Consider the following 25088-nt stretch of genomic DNA (forward strand, 5'->3'; position numbering starts at 1 on the left):
TCTACCCGCTACTCTATACCCTCTACCCAAGTTACATCGCAACTTAGATTAATTACTTTATAGGAGGTCTAAAGGTACATATTATTGTCTCTTTTGACAACAGTAGGCGGGGTTTTAAATGAAGAAGGCTTTACAGCGGTAACTGTAAAGCCTTCTGATGGATTTAAAGTGTTATGAGAAAGATCGTTTTAGTTTATTTTCCTCCGGTCAGGAATTGCATGGCCAGATTTTGTTGCTCCGGCAGGAATCCGTGGATGTCGGTTTCCGGGTAGATGCTGGACCAGGCGTACCAGTAGCAGGTCGTACTCGGGATCTCGCGTCCGGCTTCATCCGTTACCTTGGCGGTTTTACCGGCTACATCGTAGCTGATCGTTACTTTGCGGCCGTTCAGGTTATCCTGCAGTGGCTTCTGGGCGGTGTTGCGCAGCAGGGCCAGCGGATAAGCGCGGGATACTCCCTGGAAATTCAGACCCAGTACCTGCTCTTTCAGGGGCAGTTTTTTGTCGCGACGTGCTACCGGGAACATCAGGCGACGGCTTTCGGGGCCAAATATGCCGTATGGATCGATATCGTAATTGCGCTTGTAACCGGTGCGGGGAGACAGTACCTTGGTCTCGGGATGCTTTGCCTTCCAGGCCGCCCAGGTAGAGGTATTGGCTACTACGCTTTCCAGAGGTTTACCGGAATCATCACCGGTGACGGCCTGTGCCTTCATCTGGCTCCACAGGGATTCGGTTTCCCAATCGTACAGCAGCAGGTTGTTGTTATACAGCAGACCGGATACGCCGAAGGTGTGGACTTTCCCGTCGATGTTGGCGGAGAAGGCCGCCGCACTCGCCGTCAGCGGGCTGTAAGTGACCACCAGCTGCTCATCGCCGTACTGATCGTTGATCACCTCGTGGTAGTTCATGATGCGCACCGGGTAGGCTTTGGCAATCCCGTTGTGCATGACCCCGATCACGAGATCGTCGTCGCGCAGGAAATCCGATTTTTCCGCACTGGTGAAACGCGGGATCTCCAGGGAAGGGATACCATCTTTGCCCGGACCGGCCTGGAAAATTTCCGTCATCGGAATATCCACATTGGTCATTTCAAAGCCGTTATAGGCGCAAAATACTTCGTCTCCGGATTGAGCAAACAAACCGTTCACTGCGAAGAATGCTAACAGTAGGAGGGTAGTTTTTACATTTTTAAATACAGTGATCATAGGAGTAAAAATTTTGTTTTGGTGTAGTTAATTTATTTTGTGACTGATACTTACTCCTAAGCCAAAAGCATGCCAAAAAAATCAGATCTTTGAAAAATAATATATAACTAACTGTTATTCAGCGGTATATTTTTTGCGATTTATTTTATGTGGCTTTTCTTAGAAAAGAACGATTGCCCTCGCCGGGTAGGAAAGGGGTAGTTTTTGATCTTCTCTGCAACTTTCCATTCTCCGCTGCATCTTTATTAATAGTGCCGGATAGCCTCTATAAAAGTAGCGCCGGACGGCAGTTCCCGCGAACTGTGCGTATTTCGCCCCCTTGTAAGCATTAAGTGCCAAATTCCTATACCATTTTTTGTAGCGTGTACCGGTATTACGCCCTACCGGTAACGTCGATCACTTTTTATACCAAGTGATCTCCTGGAACCGACCCCGGAATCTCAAATCGGAAAAAACTCTCATCTCCGTTCAATTGATCACCCGAAACTGTTGGAGATGAAGACACCCATTACCTTATTCTTTTGCCTGGCCTTTCTGGCCGGCCTTAATGCCAATTATCTGATCGACGGTCCCGTCGCAGAATTATCCATTCAGACCGAAGGAAAAATGATCCTGATCCCCGGAATAGTCGATGGGGTAGAGGGCTATTTTATGTTGGACACCGGCGCTCCGGAGCTGATCCTGAACGAGCGTTACTTTCCCGAACGAAAAGTGGGCCGGAAAAAGGTACTGCAGGATGTGGGAAAAAAGATGAGTTGTGCGCAGATCCGTGTGGAACATTTTATCATGGGCAATGTGTACCGGGATAATTTCGAAGCCATCATTACCGACCTGCACACTACGGAAAAAGCGCTGGGCCGACCCATACTCGGATTACTGGGGTACGATGTGCTGCGCCATTTTGAGGTCCGTATCGATTATTACGGCGGTTTCATCACTTTCTGCAACCTGGATGAGGCCGGCCGGCCGGTGCATCAATGGCAGAAAAGATCGCCCGATCACCAGCTGGAATTCATTATGGAGGGCCATCTGCCGACCATCGAGGGGCAGCTGCTGGGTAAAAGCAACCTGATGCTGGGGCTGGATTCCGGCGCATCGGTCAATCTGATGGACCAGTCCTACCGGGGGTATTTGCGTAAGCATTGCCTGAAAGAACGGGAGATCGATTTTCAGTGCATAAATTCTAAAGTGGAAGCGGCTCCTTTCTTTGTGATGCCGCAGCTCGAAGTGGAAAATGCTTACCAGGTGCAGTTCTGGCGCACTTCGATCGGCGATTTTTCCCATTTTCGGAGCAACGATATATATATACAAGGTATACTCGGGGCCAATTTTTTTCAACTGGGCCTCATTTCCATCAATTATCAAATGCAAACGATCAAGATCTGGGACGAGCCGGCGCGCATCAATCGCCGCTATATCTGTCTCAATCATTGATTAATTCAAGATGCGATATTTGAATGGTAGAGAGAAGATGGTAGAGCGTAGAGAGACTGCAACCGTTAAAATGGTCGATTTTGCTTCATTTTAACGATAGGCAATCCCTTTACGCTCTACTCTATACCCTCTACCCAAGTTGCATCACAATTTAGATTAATTACTGAAAAATGGACCAGGCGGAAGCACCGGAACCTGCGGATCGGGCTTCGGGATGAAAATTTATCCTTTCATCCGGAGGTTCCCGGTAGTGAGAAATGGTTACTCCGCGCCCATTTTTTCGGTCCGGTCTCCTTTCTATTCAATTTTTCCGTCTTTTCGTTCGTCGGATTTTCGTCGACTTTTATACTGCCAAAAAGAGGCGCTCCTAGGTTTTATCGAATAATTCCTAGGATAGCCCGAAAAAATGTGACTTTGAGGGGCAAATGAGCCCATATTTGAGGTAACAATTAGAACAGTTGGTAAATAAAGACCACAGAACATTAAAGTTACCGAAATCATGAAAACCTTCATCAACTCCTTAATTTTCACCTTGACCCTGACCGTAGTTACCTTCGGCAATGCCTTTGCTACCCCTTATTATAATAACAGTGGAGATGATGCCCCATCTACCTTATTCGAACACATGCAGACTACCCAGTTGCTGCAGGTGACGATGGAGATGGATATTGAAACCCTGATCGATAATAAGAAAACCAATGAATTCTTCCCGGCTAAGTTTTCTTTCAAAAACAGCCAGGGAATGATGACCGACTGGGACATCGAAGTAAGATCCCGGGGCCGGTTCCGCAGAATGACCTGCGAATTCCCTCCTTTAAAACTGAAGTTCCCGAAAAAGGAAATGAAAGCGGAGGGTTTTGGCAAACACAATGACGTGAAACTGGTAACGCACTGCATGGACGACAAAAAAGCTGTAGAAACTTTATTCCGCGAATACCTGACTTATCAGCTGTACGCTAAACTGACGGACGCCAGCTTCCGTACGCAACTGATCAGCATCACTTACCGCGATTCTAAAACCGGTGCGGAAACTTCTACTTATGGTATCCTGATCGAAGATGCCGACGAACTGGCCGAACGTATGAACAAGGAAGAATGCGAAAATTGCTTCGGATTGACCGCCAGCGCGTATAACCAGAGTAATCTGCAGATCCACGATCTGTACCAGTATATGATCGGTAACACCGACTGGTCGCTGAAGATGGCCCGCAACATGAAAGTATTGAACCCCAGAACGGATGGTGGAGAAAGACTGGTTGCTCCTTATGATTTCGATTTCTCCGGACTGGTTAATGCCGACTACGCGAAGCCTAATGCCGACCTGCAGCAAAAAGACGTCAGAGACCGCTACTACATCGGTGCCGACTGGACCGCTGACGAGTGGACTACGACCATCAAATTGTTCCAGGATAAAAAAATGGAACTGATGATGACCATTGATCAATTCGATATGCTGAACAACAAAGCCAAAAAAGACATGAAAAAATACCTGGAAAGCTTCTACTCAGAATTGGACCAGGGTTTCATCCCCCAAAATTACCTGGCGCTCAACGGCAACTAAAAACCAGATCAGGTTCTAAACCCCAAAACGAACATTGCAAGTTTCAGATAATTAAGTTTAGTTAGAGACCAATTTTCGGTGAAATGTAGGTGAGCCCCCGCTACGGCGGGGGCTTTTTATTTGGGGTCTGCCCGACACCTGCTATATTTGTAGGCTTTACGGGCATTGCGCCCATAGGTATCGAATATTCAAGCATGAAAATACTCCACACTTCTGACTGGCACCTCGGCCAACGTCTACTGTTCAACGAGCGCGAACAGGAACACCAGCGTGCACTCGACTGGCTGGCCGAAACCATTCGCAGTGAGGAAGTGGATGCGCTGATCGTAGCCGGAGATATTTTTGATATCAACAATCCGCCGAATTACGCGCGGACCATGTATTATCGTTTCCTCACCAGTCTGCTGGGAACGAATTGCCGGCACATCGTCATTACGGGAGGGAATCACGATTCTCCCTCTATGCTCAATGCGCCCCGCGAACTGCTCCGTTTGCTGAATATCTACGTCGTAGGTGCCGCTTCGGAAGCCATCGCCGACGAGATCATCGAACTGAAGGATGCAGAGGGTAATCCGGAACTGGTGGTGGCCGCGGTTCCCTTTCTCCGGGATCGGGACCTCCGATTTAGTCAGGCCGGTGAGGGCAGTTACGAAAGACTGCAAAAAGTCCGCCAAGGAATGGCGGAGCATTACCGGCAGATCGGGGAACTGATGGAGCCTTACCGCGAAGCGAAGATCCCGCTGATCGCTACCGGACATCTCTACGCCAACGGAGCCAAGGCTTCCGATAAACAGGATAATATCTACGCCGGCGATGTAGAGAATATCGATGCGGAGCAATTCCCCGCAATTTTCCATTACATCGCGCTGGGGCACATCCACCGCCCGCAGACGGTAGGCGGCCAGGAACATATCCGGTACTCGGGTTCTCTGCTGCCGTTGAGTTTCAGTGAGACCAAGGATGATAAGTCGGTCTACCTGCTGCATTTCCAGCGGGACCAGCTGCTGCAGATCGAAACCCTGGCGGTGCCGGTATTCCGGCGGTTAAAAAGTATTACCGGAGATCTGCAGGCAGTGAAAGAAAGTCTGCGCCGTTTTGACCAGAAAGGTGGTCGCGATCTTACGCCCTGGGTAGAGGTAGTGGTGGAAACGGACCGCCTTATTCCCCGACTGGATCTGCAATTGCGCGATTTTACCCGGGATATGAACTTACAGTTGCTCAAGATCCGGATCGAACGCCGGGGAGAATTGTTGCGGAAAAGCAGCGCAGAAGCCGTCAATCTCAACGATCTGGAAGATGTTGAATCCGTATTCCGGAAAAAATGTATGCGGTTCGGCAGCCCGCCCGAGCAGATGGAGGAACTCCTCAAAAGTTTTAAAGAACTCCGCGAATCCATGGATTAGGGAGCCATTCAACCAAATGGTCCTTCAGGTGGTTATTATTCTTACTTATTCCCACCGATTAAGTTAGCAGGTAAATAAATTGGTATACCGGTAGCCGGTAACCGGGTGAGACGTATGTCCGGGTATAACGCCCGTCCTCAGCGTTTATCGGTTCGATTATTAACCACAAAACACCATGACTATGACCATCAATATTGGTTTTGATCAGGAAAATGACGCTTTGCGTCCCGGCCTGCCGCCGGTGCATCCCGATACGGAACTCCTGGATGCGTACAGCCGTACGGTCGTGCAGGTTGCCCGGCGGGTTAGCGAAGCGGTTGTGCATATAGAGGTCAAGAAACCCCGGGAAAAACGCCGGGACAATCGCCGCTCCCGGGGTGACTACGGTTCCGGCTCGGGCTTTATCATTTCAACGGATGGCTTTATCGTCACCAACAGTCACGTAGTGAGCGGAGCGACGAGCGTCCGGGTGAATCTGCAGGACGGTCGCCAGTTCGCCGCCAAACTGGTCGGGGATGATCCGGCTACGGATATTGCCGTGATCCAGATCGACGGAGAATGCTTATCTACGCTGGATTTTGCCGATTCGGATCGCCTGCAGGTCGGCCAGATGGCCATTGCGCTGGGTAATCCCTACGGATTCCAGTATTCGCTCACGGCGGGCGTGGTTAGTGCCCTGGGACGTACCCTGCGTTCTCAGAGCGGGCGTTTGATCGATGATGTCATCCAGACGGATGCGGCCCTGAATCCGGGGAATTCGGGAGGCCCGTTGGTAAATTCGCAGGGAGAAGTCATTGGGGTGAATACGGCCGTGATCCTGCCGGCCCAGGGTTTGTGTTTTGCCGTGGCCTCCAATCTGGTTCAGTTCGTAGTGGCGCAGTTGATCATGCGCGGTAAGGTCCGGAGAGGTTACATCGGGATTGCGGGCCAGATGGTGCGCATCGATCCCCGCCAGGCCAAACGCCTGGGGATCCGGAATACTGCCGGGGTATTGGTGCAAAGTGTAGAGGCCGACGCTCCCGCCTATAACGGTGAATTGCGGAAAGAAGACCTCATCCTCGCCTTCAACGGGCAACTGGTGAACGGGATTGACGATCTCCATCGCCTGTTGGACGAAAAAACGATCGGCAATGCCGCGGAACTCACGCTGCTGCGGCAGCGGCAGGTAATGAAGATCCGGGTAATTCCCGCCGAGATGCGGGATTGAGTGACAGTAGGGAAGGGCAATGTGACCGGAAAGAAGTCATATTGCTCTTCCCAATTTTCCTATTGCACGATCACCCCTTCATCCAATACCACATCCATCAACATACCGTTACATTTTCCCTTCAGGATAATGGTCTTTCCGACTTCGATACCGTCGTAGGCCGCCTGCTGACTCTTCAGCAGGGTACACATGACCCCGGCCATGGCGTTCGGTGCGCGCAAAACGATAACGGGAGCCATATTTTCATCGATCAGTTTTTCGCCCACCTGGCCTTCCACCTGCAGGATCTGGCCGATGTATTGCTGGTTGCTGGCGGCTTCGTCACTTTCGAAAGCGGCGTAGAGTTCGGTAGCCTGCAGGCTCATATCCGCCTCTTTTTTATCGGTAGTTTTCTGAGGGACATAATTCAGGTAGAGCCAGGCTCCCAGTACGAGCAGCACGGCGGCGAAGATCAATCCAAAAATTATTTTTATGGCTTTATTCATAATGGGATGACATTTAGGGTTTAAGGACCATGTCGAGATCGACGTAGATATTGCGGGAGATGCCCAGCGATTCGGTGTCGATGGAGAGGATAGCGGGGAGTTTTTCCCGCATCAGCTTATTGACCTTGTCGACATTCTTTTCTTCTATGATCATAATGAAATTGGAACGCGCGTAAACGGAACCGTCCGGTTTTACGGTGATCAGCGCATCGGCGGCGGTATTTCTCTTTTCATCCCATACGTAGAGCGTACCCTCTACCTTAGCCCGGTAGTTGCCGGGTTTTTTGAGATCGATCTGACTGAGGTTGGCGATCTTTCCTTCAAATTTGGCTTTGGGATGCTGGCTGACGTTCAGCGCCTTACTATCGATGATGCGGTTGGCGGCACCGAGCTGGAATTCAAAGGACTTGATGAGTGCCGTGAAGGCAATCTCACCGGTGTTGATATTCAATTGAGCGAATACCTGATAATTATCAGCTTCCACATCCATCAGCCGGTTAGAGGTCTTCAGATGAACGTGGGCCGTTCGGGTGAAATAGGTATCCTGGGCCGAAGTTGTTACACCCAGTAATGCGAGGAGAAAAGCGAAGTGGAAGCGCATAATAAAAAGGGTTTAAGAATATGAAATGATTAATTGTTAGTGTGTCGGCCCTGCTCTATGTGAATGGTCAAAACGGTGGTCTGAAATATTTCTGAGTATATACTCCCCTACAAAGATCCGCTTTTATTCTCTTTGGGGGTGAAGTATTTTGGTCTCCTTATTCCTCCCAGTCCGCTGTAACCTAAGAATAATATACCCAGCAACAAGAGACCTTCCTCCGGTAAAACAACGTGGTAGCGAATATGATGGAACTGGGACCAGAAAGCTTCCGGCATTTTCCGGACCAGTAAGAAACCCGTTTCCGTAGACGACTCGCCGGGATAGACGCTCAGCCAGCCGGAACCAATGGCCGTGACAATAAGCAGGATCAGCGCCGCACCGGTCCAGAGAACGGGAGACTGTTGCCACGACCTCCGTGATGGGGAAGGCCAGCACCCGGCAAAGGAGCGCAGGAAGACCAGGCCCAGGGCCGCGCCCAGAAAATTGATGACCACATCATTAAAATCGTAATAATCGGTCCGGTCCGGAGCCAGATAAAAATACTGGTAGGCTTCATCCAGCGCTCCCAGTAAGGTCGCCCAGAACAGCGTATCCCCGTATCGCCAGCTCAGCGGGAATAATAATATAGCCAGGATCGCATACTGTGGGAAATGGACCAACTCGGTGGCCAGGACGAAAATGCTGAAATAGGCAAGCATCATAAGGGTGAGTGTCAGCAAAAGATAGCCGATCGTGATATTGCGTCCCTCTTTGTACCGCAAAAGATTGAAAAGTAGCGGAATAAGGCAAAAAAAGGCCGCCAGAACGGCCATACTCAGAAAACGCAGATTATAGGTATCGATGTCACCGGGAAAAAAGGTGGCGTAGATCCATTTGCCCATCCATTCGTGCGGGAGCACAGCCAGCAGATAATAGCTCAGTCCGATGGTCAGATGAACCATTCGGTGTCTCGCCAGCCAAAGTAACATTGAGGGCATAAAAATTTATTGTTTAAGGGACCGGGAAATTAGGTTTAGTATCAGACAAGAGAAACTTTTGCGGCATTAATTATGAAGTTTAGCTGCCATATGATCACCACTCCCTGCCATATTGGGTACGTTCCCTAAATTAATCCACTTTTTTTTCAACTCGGGTAATTTCTCAAAAGTAGGGGCGTTTAAAATGTCAAGAAACGGATTCTAACACTGACAAATAACACACAAACAGATTTACTGAATAACATTAGATTATAGTATACCTAGAATCCTTTAGAAGCTATTTTTAACCCCTCAATCAGGTTTGATCTGACTGTCCCTGGCAGTCGGTTTTCCTGAAGAACCGCTTCACGTTTTTTGTTGATACCCTACGTTGAATAGTTACAATTTCCAGTAAAACCATTTGTCTCAGGTGGTGCGTTACCATCTGTCTGTGTAGTTCATTATCCAGCGCAATCTCAGGACTATTATTCTGTGTGCTAGTATTCCTGTTGCTGTGTGTGTTTTGCGCTTTGGTGCGGACTTCGTGTCCTGCCGAAAGCTGGAATTGTATTGTTTAAAACACTCTATTCACTCATTCCGAAAACCGATTAGTTGATTATGAAAATCATGTGTATCGTGCTGGCGTTTCTAGCCTTCATCCCGCTAGTGACCAGCCAATCATCCCAAACACCCTTAGCACAAACTATCAACGCTAAGCATGCTGAAGGAAAGACCTTCAAAACACCAAAACTATTTGACTTACTACCTGCTAACGGCCGCAGTGAAGTGCCGGTGAACTTGCCCGCTGAAGTACGTGAATACGAATTATTGCAACTAGAAGAAGAGAATCTACAGGAACTCATCCACAATTCCCCCGAGACGTTTACCCTGAATCTGCCCAGCGCCGGCCGGGCACCCTTGGAAGTAGAACTGGTAAGAGTTAACATTTTTAGCGAAAACTTTAAGGTACGTACCAGCTCTTCTCCAACGCCGGTAGAAGTGGAAACGGGCCTGCATTACCGCGGTATTATTAAAGGAGAGACAGAATCGGTAGCCGCGGTGAGTATTTTTGAAAATGAAGTACGTGGCTTGTTCAGTTCCAGTCGTTTAGGCAATCTTACCCTCGGCCGTTTGCCCGAGCAGGGACGTAGCCCGAAAGCCGAAAATTACATTTTGTACGACGATCGGCCGGTTGCCGCCCGGCAGGAATTTGAGTGCGGAACGCCCGACGACGGGCCGGACTATACGGTTGATGAATTGTCTTACACTTCCAGAGGCCGGGATGCAAACGATTGTGTACGGGTCTATTTTGAGGTAGACAACGATATCTTCCGGGATAAAGGAAGTGTGGCCAAGGCCACGGACTACGTGACGGGGCTGTTCAACGAAGTGGCAGTGCTCTACGCCAACGAAAACATTAATGTCATCATTTCGGAAATATTTATCTGGGATTCGGCCAGTCCGTACAGCGGTAGCAGTAGCGGCGCCCTCCTCAGCCAGTTCCAGAATTACCGCAAATCATTTGATGGCGAGATCGGTCAGTTATTGTCGTATCAGGCCAGCGGGGGGATTGCCGTATTGTCTGGACTATGTCATCCCTACAGTTGGGCCCGCCTGAGTTTTGCCAGCGTCAACCGTACCTATAACAATGTGCCTTCTTACTCTTTCTCGGTGATGGTGGTTACACACGAATTGGGACACCTCCTGGGCTCCCAACACACCCACGCCTGTGTCTGGAACGGCAATAACACGGCCATCGACGGATGTGCCGGCTTTACGGAAGGAAGCTGTCCGAATCCCGGTAAGCCATCGGATGGCGGTACGATCATGTCCTACTGTCACATAACCAGCAGCGGCATCAATTTCAGTAAAGGTTTTGGTCCGCAGCCGGGTAGTGTGATCCGCAGCCGGGTAAGCCAGGGCACCTGTATGCAAACCTGCAGCGCTCCGGGCGGTGGTAGTTCGGGCGGCGATACGGGTAGCGGCGGATCGGATTCCGGAAGCGGAGGTTCTGATTCCAGCGGCAGCGGTAACGCCCGTTGCTCCGACAATGAAGTGATCCTCACCCTGACGCTCGATAACTTCGGTCCGGAAACAAGCTGGGAGATCACCGACGATCGCAACACCTTATTATACAGTGGGGGTCCTTACGATAAAAAGAAATCAGGTGCCATTATGCGGGACACCTTCTGCCTGCCGGACGGATGCTACAACTTTATGATGTTGGATGAAGACGGGGACGGTATCTGCTGCGAATACGGCCAGGGATCCTTTATCCTGAAAAACGCCAGCAATCAGACGCTGGCATCCGGCGGAGATTTTGAATACGAATCCGGTACCGATTTCTGCCTGCCCGACGGCACCAGCGACGGCGGCGGTGACAGCGGTTCCTGCCTGACCATCGATCTGGCCAGTGCCAAAATACAGTCCTACGGCGACAGCCAGGACCAGGGTACTTCGAGTATTGTCAATAACGGCACCGTTTTGAAACTCGAGAACAACGCCTGGAAAGCGATCATGATGGATTATGACATCACACCGAATACGGTCCTGGAATTTGAGTTTTTCTCTACCGCCGAAGGGGAGATCCACGGTATCGGTTTTGATGATGACAACAGTATCTCTTACTCGCTGACCTTTAAAGTCTTCGGTATTCAATCCTGGGGACGCCTCGATTACGACACCTATCCCGGCGGTGGCATCTGGAAGAAATACTCCATCCCGGTCGGTAAATTCTACACCGGTCAGGCCGATCGCCTGTTCTTTGCCTGCGATAACGATCGCTATCCCTACGGCGGCAACGCTTACTATCGGAACGTACGGATCCACGAAGGCGCCGGTTGCGGTAGCCAGTTGCCCGATGGTGAGGCCGGTACTTTACCCGGCCAGGATCTGGGACAGGCCGAAGCTTCCCGCTTCAGCGTTTATCCGAACCCGACGAGCGAGCAGTTGAAATTGCGACTGCCGCCGCTCAGTGGAGGCAATGCCGGACTGGTCCAGATCTACAATACGACCGGACAGCTGCTGATCGAGCAGGACCTGATCGAGAGCAGCACGGAAATGAGTATTAACGTAGAGGCCCTGGCGCAGGGCACTTATCTGATCCGCTACGACAACGGCACAGATGCGACTACGGAAAGGTTTACGATCCTACGGGAGTAGACCGCTAGCGGTCACTCCGTACACGATACTTACTCGCCGGGTTCACCCCGTACCCAACGAGTAAGACTGAGTGCGGCGAAGGTTGCACTCGGACTTTGTTCAGCTATTTAACTGGGGTTTCATTTGCAGGGGCTTCGCATTTTTGCGGGGCCCTTTTTTATTCAACTTATCGGACGGATAAGTTGTATTATATAGCATGGCTTTCCGGCTATTTGATAAATATTCCTTTTCTTTGCATCACTTTTGTAAAAATGCCCTGATACTCCTGCCCAAACCTGAATAGGAACCAATCTCTGAAATAACATTTTGAAGACCAATTGAAAAAACACCCGAAGTGGCGGAAAATATCCATCCTATATTCGATCGTTTACTTACCCGGGCCGAGCGGGAGCAACGACTTGGCCAAAACAGCAAAGTAATTTGGCTAACGGGACTTTCCGGTTCCGGTAAAAGTACCATTGCCCAGCAGTTGGAGCAATTGCTGTTCAGCGAGGGGTATTTCGCCCAGGTGCTGGACGGGGACAATATTCGTATGGGCATCAGCAATAATCTGGGGTTTTCGGTAGAAGACCGGGAAGAAAATATTCGCCGGATCGCCGAAGTAGCCAAACTTTACGTCCATTCCGGCGTCATTACGCTGGCCTCTTTTATCAGTCCCACCCGCGCTATTCGCGAAATGGCGAAAAACATCATCGGCCCCGAGGATTTTGTGGAGATCTACATTAACGCTCCGCTCGAAGTTTGCGAACAGCGTGATGTAAAAGGGCTTTACGCCAAGGCCCGGCGGGGAGAGATCAAAGGATTTACCGGTATCGATTCGCCCTACGAAGCGCCCGAAAATCCGGCGCTGGAGATCCGTACGGCCGAAATGAGCCTGGAAGACTCTACCCGAAGTATTTACGATTATTTAAAAACACAGATAAGTTTGTAGTTTTGCGGCTTATAAATTCACCATTCTGATGAACTATCACTTGAATCATTTACGTGAGTTGGAAGCAGAATCCATCTTTGTACTGCGAGAAGTAGCGGCCCAGTTTGAGCGTCCGGTACTATTATTCTCCGGCGGGAAAGATTCCATTTTGGTTACCCATCTGGCCATGAAAGCATTCCATCCGGCGAAAATACCATTTCCATTACTGCATATCGATACCGGGCACAACTTCCCCGAAACCATCGCTTACCGCGATTCCCTGGTTGAGAAACTGGGTGCTAAACTGATCGTGGGTTCCGTACAGGAAGCCATTGATAAAGGTATGGTAGTGGAAGAAAAGGGCTACAATGCCAGCCGGAACTTCCTGCAGACCGCCGTGCTGCTGGAATCTCTGGAGAACGGCAAGTTTGACGCCGCCATGGGCGGTGCCCGGCGGGACGAAGAGAAAGCGCGGGCAAAAGAGCGCTTCTTCAGCCACCGGGACGAATTCGGACAGTGGGATCCCAAAAACCAGCGCCCCGAGCTCTGGAATCTCTTCAACGGAAAGAAACACTACGGAGAGCATTTCCGGGTTTTCCCCATCAGTAACTGGACGGAACTGGACGTTTGGCAGTACCTGGCCATCGAAGAGGTGGAACTGCCCAGCCTGTACTTCGCCCACCGCAGAAAGGTATTCATGCGCGATGGTATCTATCTGGCCGATTCGGAATTTATCCCAAAACGTCCGGAAGAGGAAGTAGAAGAAAGAATGGTGCGTTGCCGTACGATCGGTGATGTGACCTGTACGGGCGTCTGGCCTTCGGAAGCGCAGTCCATCGAAGACATTATCAAGGAGGTTTCCACCGCCCGCCAGACCGAGCGGGGTGGCCGCGCGGATGACAAACGTACGGAAACGGCTATGGAAGACCGGAAGAAGCAAGGATATTTCTAAAATACGGCACGGTACCAGGTGCAGGGGCGCGATATTTTCCGCTTCCTGCCGTCTGTGCTATGCACTCAATATAAAAAAATGGATTTTCAAAATAACGAACTCCTGCGCTTCTCCACGGCCGGGAGTGTAGATGACGGCAAAAGTACCCTGATCGGTCGTTTGTTGTACGATAGCAAATCTATCTTCGAGGACCAGTACGATGCCATCAAAACCACCAGTGAACGCCGGGGAGAAGAAAACGTGAACCTGGCTTTGCTGACGGACGGCCTGAAAGCCGAACGGGAGCAGGGGATCACCATTGATGTGGCGTATCGCTACTTCTCCACGCCTAAACGCAAATTCATCATTGCCGACACCCCGGGTCACATCCAGTATACCCGGAATATGGTAACGGGGGCATCGACCGCCAACGTGGCGCTGATCCTGATCGACGCGCGGAACGGCATTGTCGAGCAGACCCGCCGCCACGCCTTCATCGCTTCCCTGCTACAGATCCCGCATCTGGTAGTGTGTATCAACAAAATGGACCTGGTCGATTACAGCGAGGAAGTATACAATCGGATCAAGGACGAATTTTCCGAGTTTTCCTACAAACTCGACGTTCGCGACGTGCACTTCATTCCAATGTCTGCCCTCAACGGGGACAATGTAGTGGACAAGTCCAAAAATATGGAATGGTACGGGGGAGGCTCTCTGCTTTATTTCCTGGAAAACGTCCATATCGGTAGTGACCACAACCTGATCGATTGCCGGTTTCCGGTGCAGTATGTGGTCCGTCCTTACAGCGACGAATACCACGATTACCGGGGCTACGCGGGCCGGATCGCCGGTGGCGTATTCAAAAAAGGCGATAAGGTGATGTTGCTGCCTTCCGGTTTCACCTCCAAGATTGATAAGATCGTCACTTACGACGGAGAACTGGAAGAGGCGTATCCGCCGATGTCCGTTACCCTGCTCCTCGAAGATGATCTGGATCTCAGCCGGGGAGACATGATCGTACGGGAAAATAACCATCCGACCATCACCCAGGACCTGGAAGTCATGGTATGCTGGTTCAACGATCGCCCGCTGCAGCTTCGCGGCAAATACGCGCTGATGCACACCACGCAGGAAGCCAGATGTGTGATCAAGGAGATCCGCTACAAGCTGAATATCAATACGCTGCACCGCGATGAGGAAGACAAAAAGATCGGTATGAACGATATCGCCCGGGTTGTGATCCGTACGACCAAGCCGTTGTTCACGGACTCTTATCGCCGCAATCGTATTACCGGTAGTCTGCTGTTTGTGGACGAAGGAACGAACGAAACGGTAGGAGCGGGGATGATCATCTGATCCTCGTATCCGCCATTTATCTATATTCGAAGCATAAGGATGTTAGACAGCTTGATCGTTTTTTCGATCGGCAGTTTAACATCCTTTTTTATTTATAATAGGTATGGTTTGTCGTAGAATGGAGAACTGATTAGTTCTTCTCCCAGCGCCGGTATTTGGAAGTCTCCTCAAATACCCGCAGAATGGTCAATCTTTCCGGTACGCTTAGGTTCATATCTTTGCGTTCCATAGCGAGGTCAATGGCCTCGATGGCCCGGTCGGTGCGATAGGTCTGAAAACCGTGATGGCCTCCCCAGGAGAACGATGGAATGAAGATCCGGGGGAAATCGCTGCCGAAAACGTTGGTACAGATTCCGACGATGGTACCGGTATTGAACATCGTATTGATCCCGCACCTGGAGTAGTCGCCCATAAACAGGCCGCAGAACTGCCGTCCAGTAGATTCGAACACTTCCTTTTCGTAATTCCAGATCCGTACGTCGGAGTAGTTGTTCTTAAGGTTGGAAGCGCTGGTGCCGGCTCCAAGGTTGCACCATTCACCGATTACGGAATCACCCAGATAACCGTCGTGGCTCTTGTTGCAATAACCCATCATAATGGTGTTCTTGACCTCTCCGCCCGCTTTGGCCATGGGGCCGAGTGAGGTTCCGCCGTACAGCTTGGCGCCCATCTTTACCACGCTGTTCTCCCCGAGTGCTACCGGTCCGCGAATAATGGCGCCTTCCATGATGGTGGCATTCTTTCCGATGTAGATGGGACCGCTCAGACCGTTGAGGGTCGCCAGTTCCATATTCACCCCTTCTTCCAGGAAGATGTTTTCGGCACCGAGTACCCGGTTGGAACCGCTGATGGGTTGGGAAGTACGTCCTTTGGTAAGCAACTCAAAATCTTCGCGGATCGCGGTTTCGTTGAGCGCCGGCAGATCCCACAGGTGATTGATCTTCAGGTATTCCGTGTCCTCCAGGTCGATCCCTTTCAGTTCTTCCACTTCATCGTCGTTGACCAGTTGATCGAATTGCTCGCCGGTCATTTTGGCGGCGATCAGTTCTTCTCCCTGCAGGAAGGCTTCCCCGGTTTCCATCTGCTGGAGCAGCTTCATCAACTGCACAGACGGCATGACCGAACCGTTGATGAAATAATTCTCCGTGTCGTATTCCAGCGGGAATCGTTCGGCGAGATAATCCTGAGTAATGTAGGAAACCGGCATGTTGGACCAACGCTGCCATTTTTCCCGAATGGTAAGGATCCCTATTCGCAGTTCACAAACAGGACGGATATAGGTGAAGGGCAACAGGCGGTTGCGGACTTCGTTGTCGAAAAGAATGATCTGAGGCATACCTTAGTAAATAACAGTGATCATCCCGGAATTCTGGTAACAATGGGAAACGATTTGGTAGATCTGTTTACCGTAAACGGGTTGCGGGGTGCGGGTTGGCGAGTTCGTAACCCGCAACCCGCACCCCGCAACAAAATTCAACTGATTACGATAATAAACAGCTGAATATACGTTATCTCCAAAATTTGGGATTACTCTATTAGCTAAAGGAGTGAATTAGTTCTCACCCTTTTCACTCTTTGCAAAGCGAGATTTAGCAAATTTCTTATTGAACTTGTCAATACGACCTGCTGTATCCACAAATTTCATCTTACCGGTAAAGAAAGGATGAGAGAAACTGGAAATCTCCAATTTCACTAAAGGATATTCTTTACCATCCTCCCAGACGATAGTGTCTCTGGTGGGAGCGCAAGAACGGGTCAAAAAGGCTTCGTCGGCAGAGAAATCCTTAAACACAACTAGCCTATAATTGTCCGGATGGGTATCTTTTTTCATTACGCTACATTTTCCTGTTAAATCAAGACCGCAAAGGTACAATTTTTTCTTTTAAAAGAAAATACACCCCCTAAAATTTTGAAAATGATGCAGTTTTAACCCATTGGGGGGTAATAGAGCAGAAGATTGGGATAATTTTGAACAAAAAACACGCTTTTTTGAACTAAAATTTTGAATACAGGTTTTAGTAGCTATACATTTGCAATATAATTTGGAATTGATCTTAAAAAAATTCTAAATATTTCGCAAACGAAATTGTGTAATTACCGGCCGAATGGCCAATAAAATATTTAATTCACCCAAAAAGGAGGAAAGAAATGCTAAACCGTTTTGCAAATCCCAAATCAATGACCGGTGTATGGTTGGCCTTAGGCATCGCTTTAGGCATTAGTTTTTCATACGCATTAGGAAATTTGGCGATCGGCCTGCCCATGGGTATGGCACTCAGCTTTTGGGCGGGTAAGGTGACTTATCGCGTCAGCCGCGGTCTGCTGCGCATCAGACGATAGTCCCATCCCGCGAACATGTCAAAAAGGTGCCCGGATACTTACGGGGACCAACATATCAAACGGACTCCGAATTTTTCCCGCTGGAAAAGTTCGGAGTTTTTTTATTTTCCGGCCGAAATTTCCTACTTACGAACGGTGTTTTCTACTGACCATTCAATACCTGAGAATCCATGTCCAAATTTCCGTTAGGCCTGAAAAGAAGCGCGGCCATGATCGTGCTGCGCCACGAAAAACAATTCCTCTTATTGAAAAGGGGAAAGGAACCCAATAAAGGAAAGTATGTGCCCGTCGGCGGCAAGCTGGACCCCTTCGAGGATCCGTACAGCGCCGCCGTCCGGGAGACCAGGGAGGAAACGGGCATTGATGTGGAGCATCTGCAGTACGCGGGCGTGCTGATCGAGAGTTCACCCACGGCCTACAACTGGCAGTGCAATATCTACGTAGCGGATATTCCCTACCAGGAAGTGCCTTATTGCGATGAAGGAGAATTGAGCTGGATCCCATACGAACAAATACCTGACCTTCCGACTCCACCGACAGACTGGATCATCTATCAGTATCTAATGCGAGGTCAGGTATTTGCCTTCAACGCCATTCTGGACGAACAGCTGAATCTGTTGAGTATGGACGATGAGATCCGGGGCGAGCGGGTCTGGCCTATCTCATCTTAGGCCGGCGGCGTTTACCACCCGGTTGCATGACGTTCCGGGAACGGCCGCCACCCATGCGCTGTGCGGCTTTTTGCTGTCCGCGGTTGGCCAGTACTTTTTCAAACTGCTTGAGTTGTTCTTTTACGTTCGGATCCGTCAATTTCAGGTTCTTGAGCGTACGGTAGTGGATATCCGCTTTTTTCCAGTTGTTTTTGGAGGCGGCGATATTCGCCAGCTGCAGTTGCAGCATGGCCTTTTCGTTATCCGTCGGAACGTCGATCTCTTCGGCCATTTTCAGGTATTCCTCACCTTTTTCCATGTCTTTCCGACCCAGGGCAATAGACCCTTTGATCATGTAGTAGTAAGCCCGGTTGGTGGAGTAGAGCCATTTTGGCGTCAGGGTGAGGTCCAGCATTTTCTCCGAACGATTGAAGTCCATTGCCTGCATGGCTTTTGCTGCACTACCCACGGTACCCAGGAAGATGTATCCGACCAGAAGGAGGATACCCGCCAGCAGAAAGGGAAAGCCGTACCAAAAACCGTAGGCCAGCCACAGAATAATACCGCCGACGATGCCGACGCCCATCAGGGCAATGCGTAAATATGGATTGATCACAAACATAATGTCTATACTTTTCTGGTAAAATTTCCGGTACTATAACTTCTACAAATGACCGCCCGAGAAAGTTTACCGGGATTTTAATTGGAACCGCAAAGTTAAGCAGAATCGCGTTAACAAACCTTTATTCGGGGAAGAATTCAGTGATCGAAATCAATTCATCAGCACTTTGAGGATCTCGCTTGCCGCTTCCGCAATGACGGTACCCGGCCCGAAAATACCCGCAATTCCCTGCTCGTAAAGGTAGTCGTAATCCTGCGCCGGGATTACCCCGCCGACCACTACCAGGATATCTTCCCGACCCAGTTTTTTCAATTCGGCAACCGTTTCGGGAGCGAGCGTTTTGTGGGCACCGGCGAGCGAAGATATACCGAGAATATGGACGTCGTTCTCTACGGCCTGACGGGCCGCTTCGGCCGGCGTCTGGAAGAGCGGGCCGATATCTACATCGAATCCCAGATCGGCAAAACTGCTGGCGATCACCTTGGCGCCGCGGTCGTGACCATCCTGTCCGAGTTTGGCCACCATGATCCGCGGCCGGCGCCCTTCCGCTTCGGCAAAGGTATCGGTAAGCTGCCGGGCGCGGGTGAAAGCGCTGTTATTCTGCATTGATTGAGCGTATACACCGCTAAGGGTACGGGTTTGCGGCTGGTAACGGCCGAATTCTTTTTCCAGGGCCGCCGATATCTCGCCGAGCGTAGCGCGGTGGCGGGCGGCATTGACGGCCAGTTCCAGGAGATTCTCATCGCCCTGACTGCCCCGGTACAATTGTTCGAGAGCCTGCTGTACGGCAGCTTCATCCCGTTCGGCTTTCACCCGTTGCAGTCTTTTGATCTGCGCTTCCCGCACGGCGGAATTATCTACTTCCAGAATGTCAATAGTACTTTTTTCATCAGTCTGGAAAATATTGACGCCGACGATCCGGTCCTGTCCGCTGTCGATGCGGGCCTGCTTTCGGGCTGCCGCTTCTTCAATGCGCAGCTTGGGTAGTCCTTCTTCGATCGCTTTGGCCATCCCGCCCAGGTCTTCGACTTCCCGGATCAGGTCCCAGGCGCTCCGGGCAAGCTGATCGGTTAGGTATTCCACGTAATAGGAACCGGCCCAGGGATCGACCGCCCGGGTAATGTCGGTCTCTCGCTGCAGATAGATCTGGGTATCCCGCGCGATCTTGGCCGAGAAGTCGGTCGGCAGAGCGATCGCCTCGTCCAGGGCATTGGTGTGCAAGGACTGCGTACCGCCCAGTACCGCGGCGGTAGCTTCGATGCAGGTGCGGGCAATATTGTTGAAGGGGTCCTGTTCGGTGAGACTCCATCCGGAGGTCTGGCAGTGTGTCCGCAGCGCCATAGATTTGGCATTCTTCGGATCGAACTGTTTGACCAGTTTGGCCCACAGCATCCGGGCCGCCCGGAGTTTGGCGATCTCCATGAAGTGGTTCATACCGATGCCCCAGAAAAAGGATATACGCGGGGCAAAATCGTCGATGGCCAGACCGGCGGCCAGGCCGGTGCGCAGGTATTCCAGTCCGTCGGCCAAAGTATAGGCCAGTTCGATATTGGCCGTAGCCCCCGCTTCGTGCATATGGTAACCGCTGATGCTGATGGAATTGAAACGTGGCATCTTCTGAGCGGTATAGGCGAAAATATCGGCAATGATGCGCATGGAAGGAGCGGGCGGATAGATAAAGGTATTGCGCACCATGAATTCCTTAAGGATATCGTTCTGAATGGTACCGCTGAGTTGTTCCGGCCGGACTCCCTGCTCCTCTGCCGCTACAATGTAAAAGGCCATGATGGGAATCACGGCACCGTTCATCGTCATGGAAACGGACATCTTATCCAGGGGGATCTGATCGAAGAGGATCTTCATATCTTCTACCGTATCGATGGCTACCCCGGCTTTGCCCACATCGCCGTGCACGCGTTCGTGATCCGAATCGTAACCGCGATGGGTAGCCAGGTCAAAAGCGACGGAAAGCCCTTTCTGTCCCTGTTCCAGATTGCGGCGGTAGAAGGCATTGCTTTCTTCGGCGGTGCTGAAGCCGGCGTACTGGCGGATCGTCCAGGGGCGCCCGACGTACATGGAACTGTAAGGACCCCGCAGATAGGGCGGCTGCCCGGCCGGAAAAGCCAGATGGCTGCAGTGACTTAGGTCTTCGGCGGAAAAGCGGGAGGGAATATCGATCTGCTCGGCGGATGTCCAGGATGCTTTTTTATCAATTGGCGGTTTACCAGTTCGGCGGTAGGGAATGTTGTTGAAGTCCGGACGTCCCATAAGTGTTTTTTGGTTTTAGAAGGATTATACCGGACGCGTAGTGGTTTGGTCCTGATGTGCCAGTCACCGTGAGGATTCCCAAACCGCTTCGCGTCAGTATAGCTGGCTTATGGACAAAGCTAAGAAAAAGGTCTCTAAATTTTAGCGACCGGCCTTATCCCACCTCCCGAATATATCTATTTTTGCGACTTTACCGGGGCGAAACGGCCCCGGTTCGATCAAAATCTGCCTATGGAAAATTACCTGCTCGAAATTTGCTGTGATCATCTGGAATCTGCACTTGCCGCTCAGGCCGGAGGAGCGGACCGTATTGAACTCTGCGCGGCCCTCGCTACGGACGGCATCACGCCGAGCGCCGGCTTACTGGCCGCGGTTGTCAAACGTCTGTCGATCCCCGTATTTGTACTGGTGCGCCCACGTCCCGGTAATTTTGTCTACAACGAGCGGGAACTGGAAAGTATGCTCTTCGATATCCATGAATGCAAAGGTATCGGTGCCGCTGGGATCGTCTCCGGAGCCCTGTTGCCGGACGGAACGATCGACCGGGAAGCTACCGCCAAGCTCATTGCAGCCGCCGCACCGCTGCCCTTCACTTTTCATAAAGCCTTCGATCTAACTCCGGACCCGCAGGCGGCCCTGGATACACTGATCGAACTCGGCGCTGCCCGCGTGCTTACCTCCGGACAGGTACCCAAAGCAGTGGATGCCAAACCGCTATTACAGCAATTGGCGGCCCGCGGAGCCGGCCGGATCATGATCCTCTGCGGCGGTGGTGTTCGCGATCATAACCTGGCGGACCTTAGCACTATGGAAGGTATCTCCGAATTTCACTCCTCGGCTTTGCGCCCCAACGGATCGGATGCTGTTTACCCGACCGTAGACGAGGGCATGGTGAAAAACATGCGTCAGATCCTGCGACCCTGATCACCGACTGATCACCAACCTTCGAACGGAAGTTGCATTTGCGGTCTGCAGACGGATCAGATAGACCTGACCCGAAGCAAGATCCCGGCTTGAAAACGGCAGGGATTGCGGCCCGGTACCGGTCGAGGTATACGCGTGTCGCTGCAATAGTCTGCCGTTGAGTTCGTAGATCTCAATAGTTACCGCTTCGTCCGTGGGAATTCCCTCGTAGATCACCTGGAAGTTATCACCGGCCGGATTGGGATAAATGCCGAATTTGAGATGATCCCGATTCGTTAATGTCTGATCGGTCAGCGGATTTCGGTTAAAGGGAGACGCCGGCAGCTCGTTCGGCTGGGAAAATTCAGGTTCGGCAGCTGCAGCTGGGAAGGGACAATCATCAATAACGGCCAGTAGCTGGCCTCCGGGTGCAACCGAAAAACCGGGCGTCAGTAAAATGCTTTCGCCGGCAGTCATGCTCACTTCACCCGTAGCGGTGATGGCTACCGCGCCATTGGTCGAAATGGACTTCACTACCGAATAGATCCGGGAATCGTTGATGGTAACCGGCTGGATCGTTAGTTCCTGCTTGCAAACGACCGTGAAATAATGGGTATGCTGCTGGCCGTTATAATCAGCAATAAATTGCCAGGTGCCCAACGCTCCATCGGTAGGAATGAACCACCGCCAGTACCACCACGATCCGTTATAGGAACTGGGGGAGGTATGGTTCCAGTTGTAAATGGTAGTCCCGTTCGGATCCAGGATCTGGAAACTGGTCTGCTCCCCGTTCTGTTGATCGTGATAATAGGCTGCGAAATAGGCCCCGTCGCCGGGGGTGAACTGGTTTTGAAAATTGGTCACTTCCCCTTCCGGGCAGAATTGAACGGATGGAGGCGCCGAATGGGTCAGTAACTGGTTGAGCGTACCTTCCCGGTAGGGCTTCTGATCGGCCCAGAGCGAGCCGGTGGCCAGGGAATTACAACTTCCTACATAGGGTTCCACGAAGTTGGATTCGGGATCTCTCACTTCAAAATGCAGGTGCGGGTTGGAGGAACAACCGGCGCTGCCGATCACGCCCAGATATTCTCCCGCCACTACACTTTCGCCGACCCCTTTGGTCGTCTGACTCCCGCTTTTCAGGTGAGCGTACCAGCTTTGATAGCCATCTTCGTGTTCAATCATGATCACGTTCCACGGTTCGATGCAGGAACAGTTCCGGTCCGGATTACCGTCAATTTTGGCAATGATCACGCCGTCGGCTGCGGCAATGGCCTCTACCTGATCGTTGTCCATCATGTTCCACCAGAACGGCCAGTTGTTGATATCGATACCGCGGTGGCCATCGTAGGTACGCACGCCGCAGTTCCAATCCAGCACACTGCCGGGATTGGGATCGAGGTCGACAAAGTTGTTGATGCTGTAATAGCTCGGATAATTGAAACCCGTTGCCTGTCGTACCGGCCAGATAAAAGCCGGCGGGGCCATGCGGCCGTTGTAATTTTCGGGAAGCCGGCCGGTTCGGATCAACTGTCGGCGATGGTCCTGCATCAATTGTTCTACCTCGACATATTGCTCCGGGGTGATGCAAACCGCGGTCTCATCCTGAGGTGTCAGCTGGAATTCCGGTGAAGTCGACGGCGTCAGGCCCAAAGCCGCCACCTGCCATAAAAGTGCGAAGAATAGGGGCATAATTTTTAATTCGGAAGATAGCAGAAAAATGGGGTACAATTTCCGAATTCAGCTTGCTGCGGGCCATGATCTTTATCACCGACATCAGCCGGCGGCACTTTCGGCCTGTTGTGGCGGATTGACTATCCAGTAATTGGCCCAATTGTGAGGGCCCTTAACCAGAACTTTCAGGAAACCGGATTGCTCGAACGATTCCATCTGCTCCGGGGAAAGCTGGAACTCAAATTTTCCATCGGCAACCGCCGCTTTACCTACTTCCCGGAAAGTATCCTTTTGGCCCTTTTGAAAATCATTGGCAAAAGCCAGCAGGATCTGCGCTTCCCCGTCCGCCTGGATGGGCTGCCAACTCAGCTCTAAGGTTTGGTCGTTCAGTTGTGCCTGTAAATGATCCAGGGAAACTTTGCCTACCAATGAGATGCCGTCCATTTCCTGACGTACCGTTTCAGGCGCGGAGATCCCCAGGTGGGATAATATTGACGGCATGATGTCGATTACCGGAGGCTCACCGTCGGTAAATCGTTCGTTCAGGTCATCGGCGTTGGTTACCATCCAGGTGGTTCTTTCCCGTAGCGACTGGTTGCCGTGCCCTTTCCCGCTGATGCTATCGCGACCGTGATCCGTGGTAATGAAGATCATCCAGTCTTCGTTCATGGTCGCTCTTTCTTTAATAGCCGACCAGACTTTACCGACCTGCGCGTCGGCCAGACGTACGGCCCGGTACATTTCCTCGCTGTCGCCGAAGGCATGTCCCATATCGTCCGTATATTCCAGGTAAACCCAGGAGAGATCGGGCGCTTTTTCCCGGATATAACGGCCGGCTTCGTCGGTGACCAGTTCGTCAATGTCCAGGATGTATTGTCTTTTTTCATCGTGCGGAAAGCGGACGGTATCGGTTTCAAAACCGTCGTAGGCATAATCGAGGGTAAAATCACCGGCCTGAGCGGCACCTTCTCCGACCAGGACCGTACGGTTATCCAGCCAGGTCGAAAAGATGGCCGTTTGCAGACTGGTATCGTGCTGCTCTGCGATCCGGAATATATTCCAGTAGCTGTAGTTCGGCGATTGCTTATAGTTGTTCCACACATTGTGCTTGTTGGCCCAGGTGGCGGTCAGTAGGTTCATATAACCCGGAGCGGAAATGGTGGGGGTTTCGTTATAGGTTCCTTTCTCACCACCAACGTAGGCGCGGGTGTAGCCGTTTTCGCCGGCTATTTCATCCAGTACCGGGGTCTCCACCTGCTCCAGTACATCGGCCGGTATACCGTCCAGAATAATGAATACGGCTTTGGGAGTGTCCGGCTCGGAAGCCGGTTCCGTCGGATTTTGGCAGGCGACAAAGATCAGGAGTGCAAAAAATAGAAAATTTCTCATGGTGTCTGTTGGTCGGTTAAGAACAAATG

General features: G+C 51.2%; 21 protein-coding genes. 11 read left to right on the forward strand and 10 right to left on the reverse strand.

Annotated features, from left to right (window positions below):
- Positions 1-193 precede the first annotated feature (193 nt).
- Complete coding sequence (locus CRP01_RS20590) at positions 194-1207, reverse strand: DUF3179 domain-containing protein (RefSeq protein ID WP_099151992.1); 1014 nt, start codon at positions 1205-1207, stop codon at positions 194-196.
- 495 nt (positions 1208-1702) lie between these two features.
- Between CRP01_RS20590 and CRP01_RS20595 the strand changes: the two genes are divergently transcribed.
- The 4 genes from CRP01_RS20595 to CRP01_RS20610 all read left to right on the forward strand — a co-directional run bounded on the left by CRP01_RS20595 (position 1703) and on the right by CRP01_RS20610 (position 6812).
- On the forward strand, positions 1703-2641 hold the full coding sequence (locus tag CRP01_RS20595; RefSeq protein WP_099151993.1) for a retropepsin-like aspartic protease: 939 nt from the start codon (positions 1703-1705) through the stop codon (positions 2639-2641).
- A 499-nt stretch (positions 2642-3140) separates the two neighbouring features.
- A complete protein-coding gene (locus tag CRP01_RS20600; protein WP_099151994.1) occupies positions 3141-4202 on the forward strand; it encodes a hypothetical protein in 1062 nt (353 codons plus the stop codon).
- 194 nt (positions 4203-4396) lie between these two features.
- Positions 4397-5605: an exonuclease SbcCD subunit D C-terminal domain-containing protein gene (locus CRP01_RS20605; protein WP_099151995.1), complete on the forward strand. Its 1209-nt coding sequence runs from the start codon at positions 4397-4399 to the stop codon at positions 5603-5605.
- Between the two features lie 181 nt (positions 5606-5786).
- The gene (locus CRP01_RS20610; protein ID WP_099151996.1) at positions 5787-6812 is read left to right on the forward strand and encodes a S1C family serine protease; all 1026 of its coding nucleotides are present in this window, start codon (positions 5787-5789) and stop codon (positions 6810-6812) included.
- A gap of 59 nt (positions 6813-6871) precedes the next feature.
- On the opposite strand, the gene CRP01_RS20615 is transcribed toward CRP01_RS20610, so the two are convergent.
- The 3 genes from CRP01_RS20615 to CRP01_RS20625 all read right to left on the reverse strand — a co-directional run bounded on the left by CRP01_RS20615 (position 6872) and on the right by CRP01_RS20625 (position 8875).
- Positions 6872-7297 (reverse strand): OB-fold protein, encoded by a 426-nt coding sequence (locus CRP01_RS20615; protein WP_099151997.1) that lies wholly within the window; start codon positions 7295-7297, stop codon positions 6872-6874.
- Positions 7298-7310: 13 nt separating this feature from the next.
- Positions 7311-7898, reverse strand: a complete 588-nt coding sequence (locus tag CRP01_RS20620) for a hypothetical protein (protein WP_099151998.1) — start codon at positions 7896-7898, stop codon at positions 7311-7313.
- A 107-nt stretch (positions 7899-8005) separates the two neighbouring features.
- The gene (locus CRP01_RS20625) at positions 8006-8875 is read right to left on the reverse strand and encodes a VanZ family protein (RefSeq protein ID WP_143473471.1); all 870 of its coding nucleotides are present in this window, start codon (positions 8873-8875) and stop codon (positions 8006-8008) included.
- Positions 8876-9472: 597 nt separating this feature from the next.
- Here CRP01_RS20625 and CRP01_RS20630 point away from each other — a divergent pair.
- From CRP01_RS20630 to cysN, 4 genes are all read left to right on the forward strand, one after another.
- Positions 9473-12016: a zinc-dependent metalloprotease gene (locus CRP01_RS20630; protein WP_099152000.1), complete on the forward strand. Its 2544-nt coding sequence runs from the start codon at positions 9473-9475 to the stop codon at positions 12014-12016.
- Positions 12017-12350: 334 nt separating this feature from the next.
- Positions 12351-12947, forward strand: a complete 597-nt coding sequence (gene cysC, locus CRP01_RS20635) for an adenylyl-sulfate kinase (protein ID WP_099152001.1) — start codon at positions 12351-12353, stop codon at positions 12945-12947.
- 28 nt (positions 12948-12975) lie between these two features.
- Positions 12976-13878 carry a sulfate adenylyltransferase subunit CysD gene (gene cysD / locus CRP01_RS20640; RefSeq protein WP_222845783.1) on the forward strand — a complete coding sequence of 301 codons (903 nt, stop codon included), beginning with the start codon at positions 12976-12978 and terminating at the stop codon, positions 13876-13878.
- A 78-nt stretch (positions 13879-13956) separates the two neighbouring features.
- A complete protein-coding gene (gene cysN, locus CRP01_RS20645) occupies positions 13957-15213 on the forward strand; it encodes a sulfate adenylyltransferase subunit CysN (protein WP_185154571.1) in 1257 nt (418 codons plus the stop codon).
- A gap of 130 nt (positions 15214-15343) precedes the next feature.
- On the opposite strand, the gene CRP01_RS20650 is transcribed toward cysN, so the two are convergent.
- A complete protein-coding gene (locus CRP01_RS20650; protein ID WP_099152003.1) occupies positions 15344-16549 on the reverse strand; it encodes a GlmU family protein in 1206 nt (401 codons plus the stop codon).
- Positions 16550-16765: 216 nt separating this feature from the next.
- Complete coding sequence (locus tag CRP01_RS20655; RefSeq protein WP_099152004.1) at positions 16766-17044, reverse strand: type B 50S ribosomal protein L31; 279 nt, start codon at positions 17042-17044, stop codon at positions 16766-16768.
- 317 nt (positions 17045-17361) lie between these two features.
- On the opposite strand from CRP01_RS20655, the gene CRP01_RS20660 reads away from it, so the two are divergent.
- Together CRP01_RS20660 and CRP01_RS20665 are read left to right on the forward strand one after the other, a co-directional pair.
- Positions 17362-17553, forward strand: a complete 192-nt coding sequence (locus CRP01_RS20660) for a hypothetical protein (protein WP_185154572.1) — start codon at positions 17362-17364, stop codon at positions 17551-17553.
- Between the two features lie 170 nt (positions 17554-17723).
- Positions 17724-18224 carry an NUDIX hydrolase gene (locus CRP01_RS20665; RefSeq protein WP_233752725.1) on the forward strand — a complete coding sequence of 167 codons (501 nt, stop codon included), beginning with the start codon at positions 17724-17726 and terminating at the stop codon, positions 18222-18224.
- On the opposite strand, the gene CRP01_RS20670 is transcribed toward CRP01_RS20665, so the two are convergent.
- Positions 18211-18825, reverse strand: a complete 615-nt coding sequence (locus CRP01_RS20670) for a tetratricopeptide repeat protein (protein ID WP_099152005.1) — start codon at positions 18823-18825, stop codon at positions 18211-18213. The two genes, CRP01_RS20665 and CRP01_RS20670, sit on opposite strands and share 14 nt — an antisense overlap.
- A 150-nt stretch (positions 18826-18975) precedes the next feature.
- Positions 18976-21093 (reverse strand): methylmalonyl-CoA mutase, encoded by a 2118-nt coding sequence (scpA, locus tag CRP01_RS20675; RefSeq protein WP_099152006.1) that lies wholly within the window; start codon positions 21091-21093, stop codon positions 18976-18978.
- Positions 21094-21324: 231 nt separating this feature from the next.
- Here scpA and CRP01_RS20680 point away from each other — a divergent pair, with 231 nt between their 5' ends.
- Positions 21325-22017, forward strand: a complete 693-nt coding sequence (locus CRP01_RS20680) for a copper homeostasis protein CutC (protein WP_099152007.1) — start codon at positions 21325-21327, stop codon at positions 22015-22017.
- Here the strand turns inward: CRP01_RS20680 and CRP01_RS20685 are convergent, their stop codons facing one another.
- Both CRP01_RS20685 and CRP01_RS20690 read right to left on the reverse strand, forming a co-directional pair.
- Complete coding sequence (locus CRP01_RS20685) at positions 22018-23688, reverse strand: peptidoglycan DD-metalloendopeptidase family protein (protein ID WP_099152008.1); 1671 nt, start codon at positions 23686-23688, stop codon at positions 22018-22020.
- Between the two features lie 84 nt (positions 23689-23772).
- Positions 23773-25059 carry an alkaline phosphatase family protein gene (locus tag CRP01_RS20690; RefSeq protein WP_099152009.1) on the reverse strand — a complete coding sequence of 429 codons (1287 nt, stop codon included), beginning with the start codon at positions 25057-25059 and terminating at the stop codon, positions 23773-23775.
- Between the last annotated feature and the right edge of the window lie 29 nt (positions 25060-25088).

The organism is Flavilitoribacter nigricans DSM 23189 = NBRC 102662, assembly GCF_002646595.1.
GTDB classification, from domain to species: Bacteria; Bacteroidota; Bacteroidia; order Chitinophagales; family Saprospiraceae; genus Flavilitoribacter; species Flavilitoribacter nigricans.